The organism is Faecalibacillus sp. (assembly GCF_047023275.1).
Lineage (GTDB): Bacteria > Bacillota_I > Bacilli_A > Erysipelotrichales > Coprobacillaceae > Faecalibacillus.
In genome coordinates, this window is record NZ_JBKYAR010000051.1 from 1 (window position 1) to 8,199 (window position 8,199).

5 protein-coding genes and 1 pseudogene are annotated in these 8,199 nt (G+C 29.2%); all 6 read right to left on the reverse strand.

Annotated elements, in window-relative coordinates:
- A pseudogene (locus tag ACLVEP_RS12310) lies at positions 1–1,583 on the reverse strand (excinuclease ABC subunit UvrA); the annotation flags it as partial.
- The gene (locus ACLVEP_RS12315) at positions 1,573–2,931 is read right to left on the reverse strand and encodes a CCA tRNA nucleotidyltransferase (protein ID WP_412585187.1); all 1,359 of its coding nucleotides are present in this window, start codon (positions 2,929–2,931) and stop codon (positions 1,573–1,575) included. The pseudogene ACLVEP_RS12310 and the gene ACLVEP_RS12315, both read right to left, overlap by 11 nt.
- Positions 2,921–4,894, reverse strand: coding sequence for an excinuclease ABC subunit UvrB (uvrB, locus tag ACLVEP_RS12320; protein ID WP_412585188.1), 1,974 nt, complete (start codon positions 4,892–4,894; stop codon positions 2,921–2,923). Before uvrB ends, ACLVEP_RS12315 begins: the two co-directional genes overlap by 11 nt.
- Positions 4,895–4,906: 12 nt before the next feature.
- Positions 4,907–6,349 carry a S41 family peptidase gene (locus ACLVEP_RS12325; RefSeq protein ID WP_412585189.1) on the reverse strand — a complete coding sequence of 481 codons (1,443 nt, stop codon included), beginning with the start codon at positions 6,347–6,349 and terminating at the stop codon, positions 4,907–4,909.
- Between the two features lie 137 nt (positions 6,350–6,486).
- Entirely contained in the window at positions 6,487–7,059 is a 573-nt protein-coding gene (locus ACLVEP_RS12330) for a hypothetical protein (RefSeq protein ID WP_412585191.1), read from the reverse strand.
- Positions 7,060–7,111: 52 nt separating this feature from the next.
- Positions 7,112–8,041 carry an AEC family transporter gene (locus ACLVEP_RS12335; RefSeq protein WP_412585192.1) on the reverse strand — a complete coding sequence of 310 codons (930 nt, stop codon included), beginning with the start codon at positions 8,039–8,041 and terminating at the stop codon, positions 7,112–7,114.
- Between the last annotated feature and the right edge of the window lie 158 nt (positions 8,042–8,199).

The following is an 8,199-nucleotide window of genomic DNA, read 5'->3' on the forward strand; positions in this document are numbered from 1 at the left end:
AGCTTTTCGTTATCTCTTTGATGTAAACCAATAGAAGGTTCATCTAAGACATATAAAACTCCCGTAAGACGTGTTCCAATTTGTGTTGCTAAACGAATACGTTGCGCTTCTCCACCTGATAATCCTCCTGCACGTCTAGCAAGTGTTAAATAACCAAGACCAACATTATTTAAGAATGTAAGACGATCATTGATTTCTTTAACAACTAATCGAGCAATATTCATTTCATAGTCTGTTAATTTTATATTTTGAATAAAATGTAAAGCATCTTCAATTGATTGTTCTGTAAATTCAGCAATATTTAAACCACCGACTCTTACAGAAAGAACTTGATCATTAAGTCTTCTTCCCTTACATGTAGGACAAGTATGTTCTGACATAAAGGATGCATACCATTCTTTTGACCATTTTGAAGTTGTTTCTTCATATCTTCTTGCAATTAATGTTCTCACACCTTCAATAAATTTTGTTGTACGTGAGACATTTCCACTATCTGATATAATTTCATAACTAATAGGTTCTCTCGAACCATCAAGAATATAACTTAATTCTTGTTTTGTAAAATCTTTTAATGGTTTATCTAAATCTATTTTATATTTCTTACAAAGAACTAAAAATCTTTGCCATTCAATACGATTTGTTCCTACTGCTGTTTTAAAATAACGAAGTCCACCTTCATTAATTGATTTATTCCAATCTGGAATCAATAAATCATCATCCACCTCATTTTTAATTCCTAATCCTCGACAATCGGGACAAGCACCTAAAGGATTATTAAATGAAAATAAACGTGGTTCCAACTTTGGAACAGAAAAACCACAAATTGGACAAGCAAGATGTTCACTAAAAAGCTCTTCTGTTTTTGTTGTTAGATTTTGAACAATAACTTCCCCACCTGTAAGCTTTAAACCAACTTCTAAAGAATCTACTAAACGGCTACGATAACCTTCTTTTTTGATAATACGGTCAATGACAACATCAATATCATGTTTCTTATTTTTATCTAATTCTATTTCTTCATCTAACATGTAATTTTGACCATCAACAACCACACGTAAATAACCATCTTTTAATAAATCTGCAAAATAGTCCTTAAAAGTTCCTTTTTTTCTTTTAACAACTCTAGCAACAACCATTAAACGATCACCATCAGCGTATTGATCAATCGTATCAGCCATTTGTTTAATTGTTTGACTTTCAATAACAACATCATGTTTAGGACAATATGCTTTCCCTACACGTGCATATAACAATCTTAAATAATCATAAATTTCTGTGACTGTTCCTACAGTTGAACGAGGATTGTTAGATGTTGTTTTTTGATCAATAGCGATAGCAGGAGATAATCCTTCAATCGCATCAACATCTGGTTTTTCCATATTTCCTAAAAATTGTCTAGCATAAGCACTTAGTGATTCTACATATCTTCTTTGTCCTTCTGCATAAATCGTATCAAAGGCTAAAGATGTTTTTCCTGAACCAGAAAGTCCTGTCATAATAACTAATTTATTTTTAGGAATATCAATATTAATGTTTTTTAAATTATTTTCTCTTGCACCTCGAATAATTAATTTATCTTCCATCTTTTCTTCCTTTCAATAATTGAATAATACTTTTCTTGTCATGTCCTCTCATTTGTAAATCATAAGCCCAATCAAGTAATTCTTTAAAATTTTGATGAGGTTTAAATCCCAATTCTATTAAAAGTTTACCATCTACCAGTGGTTTCAAGGCATGACTTCCACATTTTGAAACTTTTTCTTCAACATAACTATCTAATGTTGATATTGTTTCTGGACGATTAGCAAGGCGTCCTAATTTATCACATTTTGACATATACACTAAATCACTTAAAGGAAAGATTCCCTCTATTCCTTTTAATAATTTATAATAACTATAATCTTTACTATGATTTCTTACCATATTCATTAAATGCATATGATTATAAATCATAGTACGTATATATTGTTTCATTTTTTTATTCGTAAAAAAATGTCCAAAATATTGATTAAAAACTTCTACGCCACTTTCATTATGTCCTGGAGCTTTTCCTTCAGGAGTTGTGACTAATGGTTTCCCTATATCATGAAGTAACGCACTCCACATAAAAGCTAATGGCCAACTTGTTTTATTTTTACATAATGCAGCTAAATCAACTACTAATAAAGTATGATTCATCACATTCCCTTCAGGATGAAAATCTAATCTTTGTGGACATGTTACTAATGTTTCTAAAGGTTGTATAATGGCATTGATTTCTAATAAAAACTTTAAACCTAATGAAGGATGTAAAGACATCAATAATTTATTATATTCTTGTTGAATTCTTTCTAAAGACAAATATTGTAAAGCTCCTTCGTTGACCATCTTTTGACATACTTCTTTTGTCTTTAAATCAACTTGAAATTCAAAACGCGCAATAAATTGAGCAAGCCTTAACACTCTTAAAGGATCCTCATAAAAAGTTTTCTCATCAACCATTTTTAAACATTTATTTTTAATATCTTCTTGTCCATGATAAACATCTATAAGTATCTCATTTTGATAGTCATACATCATCGCATTAATTGTAAAATCTCTTCTACGACATGCTGTTTTTAAGTCTAAATCTTTATGCACCTCTACATCAAATTCTCGATGCGTTTGTCCTTTTTTTCTTTCAATACGAGGAAGAGCAAAATCAAAATTTGGTAAACTGTCTAATTTTAAAATACCAAAACTTTTACCTACTTCATTTACATTTCCATATTGAGATAAAATAGCTATGATTTCACCCATTTCTAAATCATAGATTTCTACATCTACATCATGATAATCTACCTTTTGATACATTACCATATCTCTAACAATACCACCTACAAGATAAACACGTCCCTTTTCAGATAAAGAATCTAAAACACTTTTTTCTAAATGATCAAACTCAAACTTCACCTTGCAACTCCAACATCATATCTCTAAGTTCCATTGCTCTTTCAAAATCAAGTGCTTTTGCAGCTTCTTTCATTTGTTTTTCAAGTTCTTTAATAAGTGTTTCTTTATCTTTCTTCTTCGCTTTCTTACCTTTTTTAACAAGAGAAATCGCTTCATCCACATTTTCTTGTCCATGAATAGCTTCTCTAATTTCCTTTTTGATTGTTTGAGGAATAATTCCATGTTCCTTATTATACTTTTCTTGTATTTCACGACGTCTTGCTGTTTCATCAATGGCTTTTTGCATAGAATCTGTTATTTTATCACCATACATAATAACTTTACCATGACTATTTCTAGCAGCACGTCCAATCGTTTGAATCAATGATCTTTCTGATCTTAAGAAGCCTTCCTTATCAGCATCTAAAATACAAACAAGAGACACTTCTGGCAAATCTAATCCTTCTCTTAGCAAGTTGATACCTACTAAAACATCATATTTTCCAAGACGTAAATCTCTTAAAATTTCTGTTCTCTCTAATGTTTTAGTATCACTATGCAAATAAGCAACTTTTAAACCAAGCTCTACTAAATACGCACTTAAATCTTCTGCCATTCTTTTGGTAAGTGTTGTAATTAAAACACGTTCATTTTTTTCAATACGTTGATGAATTTCATCAATAATATCATCTACTTGACCATCAATAGGTCTAACTTCTATGATTGGATCTAATAGACCTGTTGGTCTAATAATTTGTTCAACAACTTGATGATGAACTTTATCTAATTCATAATCTCCTGGTGTTGCAGAAACAAAGATAGCTTGATGAATTAAGTCTTCAAATTCTTCAAAAACAAGTGGTCTATTATCTAAAGCACTTGGAAGTCTAAAACCATATTCTACCAATGTTTCTTTACGAGAACGATCTCCATTATACATTCCTCTAATTTGTGGAAGCATAACATGACTTTCATCTACTACAAGTAAAAAATCTTTAGGAAAATAATCAATTAAAGTATATGGTCTTTGTCCTGCTTTTCGTCCATCGATATGTCGTGAATAATTTTCTATTCCTGGACACATACCCACTTCTCTTAACATTTCTACATCATGTCTTGTTCTTTGATCAAGACGTTCATACTCTAATAGTTTTGTTTCATCTTTAAAATACTGTAATCGTTCTTCTAGTTCTTTAGAAATCGTATCACAAGCTTTTAACATTTGTTCCTTTTTCGTTACATATCCATAAGCAGGATAAATGGTATACGTATTATAAGAACCTAAAATATGCCCTGTAAGAGGATCTACTTCACAAATACGTTCTACAGTATCCCCAAATAATTCAATTCTAATTAAATAACTTTCACTATGTCCTGGAACAATTTCAATAACATCACCACGAACTCTAAAAGTTCCTTTAGTTTGTTCAATATCATTTCTTTGATATTGTCGATCAACTAAAAATGTCAATAATTCTCTTCTATCAATATCCTGATCAACACGTAATGAAAAAATCATTTCTTTATATTGTTCAGGATTTCCAAGTCCATAAATAGAAGCTACAGACGCTACAACAATAACATCCTCTCTTTCAATAAGTGAATTCATTGCTGCTGAACGTAACATTTCAATTTCATAATTTGTTTTTGCGTTTTTATCAATATATAAATCTCTACCTGGAATATAAGCTTCTGGTTGATAAAAATCAAAGTTTGAAATAAAATATTCCACTCTATTTTCAGGAAAAAACTCTTTTAATTCTGAATATAACTGACCAGCTAATGTTTTATTATGTGCTAAAACCAAAGTTGGCTTGTTATATTCCTTAATCACATTAGCTACTGTAAATGTTTTTCCAGTACCAGTTCCCCCAAGTAAGACTTGTTCCTTTTTACCTGCTTTTAAACCTTCTACAAGTTCTTGAATAGCTTGAACTTGATCTCCCATTGGTTGAAAAGGAGAAACGAGTTTAAATTGAGACATAGTTTCACCACCTTATTTTATGATTTCCATTAAACGATCATATTGTTTATCATTTTCATGATTGTTTATATAAATCATCATTCTTGCTACTAACATTTGTTTATCACTTTGACTATATTCTCCATCAACATTTAAACCATTATCCATTTCAAATTGTTGTAAGGCAGCTTGTGTCCCTACAGAGAAATAACCATCTTCACGATCTACATGATATCCTAAAATATTAAGCATTTTTTGCATTGATTTAGTACATGTACTTACACTATCAACTTTTAATGTTTCTTTAACATCTTTAGTAGTAATGCCTGATAATGAAACATTATCTACTTCTATATCAGGTGTTAATCCTTTTCCATTAATACATGTACCATTTGGAATCATCCACTTAGCATACGTATATTTTAAAACAGAACCATCGGAAAGTGTCTTTTGAGTTTGAGCACTTCCTTTTCCATAAGTTGTTTTACCAATAAGTTGATATCCTTTTTCACTTTGTAAAGCTCCTGCTGTTAATTCAGAAGCACTTGCTGTATTTTCATTAACAAGAATATAACCATTTTCAAATTCATATTTTTTATCAGATTCAGCATAATATTTCTTAGCTGCACTATTTTTTTCTTTCATTTGAAAAATAACTTCATCAGAAGTAAAGAATAGATCTAAAATATCTGTAGCAGCTGTTAAATATCCTCCACCATTATCTCTTAAATCTATAACCAATGTTTGAATATTTTTCTTTTTAAACATTTCTAAGGCTGTTTCTACTTGTTTGGCAGTATCAGTTCCAAAAGTTGATAATTCTATATATCCAAAAGAAACATTACCTTGTTTTCTTATTTCATAAAAAGCAGAAGTATCTAATGCTCCTCTTGTAACCTTTACATCACTTGTCTTTTTATTGCTTAACACTGTTAATGTCACTTCTGTGCCATCTTCACCACGGACATATTCTCTTACTTGATCCGTATCTGCTTGAGATAAGTCTTTACCATCAGCTTTAGTAATAATATCTCCAACTTTTAACCCCGCTTTACTTGCAGGAGAATCACTATATATTTTAGTAATCATGGCTCCTTGTTCTACCATTGAATACCCCACACCAATTCCTTGATAATTACCAGCAACAGTCTGATTAAATTCTACAGCTTCTTTACTTGTTAAATAACTTGAATGAGGATCATTCAAACCAGCAACCATTCCTTCAATCGCTGATGTATTTAAATTAATATCTTGATCGTTGGTATTCACCCAATATTTATTTAAAGTATCATATACTTCATTAATAATATTATTATTTGAATCTTTAACAACAACATTCTTCTTTGAAACATAACCTGCAAAATATCCAATTGCTAAACAAACAATAATTAAAATAACAATTAAAACTTCTTTTATTGGTCTACGTTTCTTTTCCTTTTTTATTTCCTTTTTTGGTGGTCTAATAAAATCATCCATCACATTCACCTCACCATAACATATTATCATATTTTATTTTAATATACTTAGATATTATTTATCAAAATAATTTATCGGTTTCTTTTTTAGACACATTATATCGTTTTTTTTATTATAAGTCACGCTTTTTGCAACTGTCATTCATTATTTTGCAGTATTTTTTTAGTGATTTTTTTCATATAAGATTGAAAAGGTTTTACCTTTTCTTGATGATTTCCAACATATTCTTTAAAACATTCTGCAAAATATTCTTTCTTTGTTTTTGTATCAAACAATTCTTTATTCTTTTTATAAAGTTTTATAAATTGTTTAGATGAACTAAAATGATATTTTTCATCAAAATAGTGTCCTAACTCATGAATAATCACACCTTCACTTGTTATATTATCAAGATTAGGATGAACAAGGCGAATAGTATAAGGAGGAATCATTTCTCCTGAAATAATAAGATTGTCTTTTTTAATACTATAATTGTATAATTCAATCTTTCCTCCATCTTTAAAAAATCTTTTCAAATATTGTGAGTTATAGGGATACTGATATCCACCTTGTAATTCTTCCTTAATATAGCTATCACCAAATTCATTTATTTCTAACCAACTATCTTTAAATTCTTTTTCTACATATACATGTTTTTGAATTTCTACCATTGATGTTTTAGGAGAACAGCCAACTATAATAAATAATAATAAACATAAAAATCTTTTCATTTTTTTACCTCTTTTTTATTAAAACATAAATAAAAAAGGTATTTCTACCTTTTTATAACAATTGATAAATCATAATCATTAGAGGCATGGTAATAATACTAAAAATAACTCCCATTACATTCATAATACTTGCATAACCTGGATGTTTATTATAAAGCTGAGCAAACTGAGTAATTGTTGCAGCTGGTGGTGCAGAAGCAGCTAAAATTGTAATTAACAAAATTTTATTAGCATCTGCAGTTAAATATGAAATACCTGTAAATTTAAAAATAATAATCATAATAAGTGGAAAAACAACAAGTCTTAAAAATGAAATTAAATACGTTCTTTTTTCTACAAAAATACTCTTTAAATCCATTTCTCCAATAAGCATACCAATTACAATCATGGCTAATGGTCCCATCATACTTCCAACTTTAGAAAATGTATCAACAATTAGTGTTGGTAATTGTAAATGGAACATAAATAAACAAATTCCAATAACGATTGCTATAATATTGATATTTAATAAAATCTTTTTTAAATCAAATGACGGCTCATTACAAACTAAGCTTTTAGCGTGTGTCCATAATAAAATGGTTTGAATAACCATATATCCACTTGAATAAATAACCCATTCATTACCTAAAATAGCGCCTACTAAAGGAATAATTAAATTACCAGAATTAGAATAAATAATAGTTGCTTTTTCGATTGGTGTAAAACCAAAGATTTTTCCTAAAAGATTAGCAAGAGGAATAAAAATAATATGTACTAAAATAGCACCTAAAAAAGAAATTCCCAATCCGATTAATTTATCGGGTGTAAAATCAATCATAAAAGAGTTAATAATTGCACAAGGACATGCAACGTATAAAAGTAAAATAGATAATACTTTGCTATTTTCAGCTGTTAAAACTCGGACTCTTACAAGTAAAAAGCCAAAAAAGATCATAATAAATAATTGACATATTTGTTGAATTAATAAGATACTTAATTCCATTGGATTCACCTCAAGGGATAGTTTATACTATTTATTTTAAATATGTAAAAGCTTTCATTATATGAAAATAAAAAAAGACATTGAATAAACAATGTCATAAAAAGCAAAAAAAAAGAACTGGCAACGAGCTATTTTCGCACAACGTACTATCTTCGCCG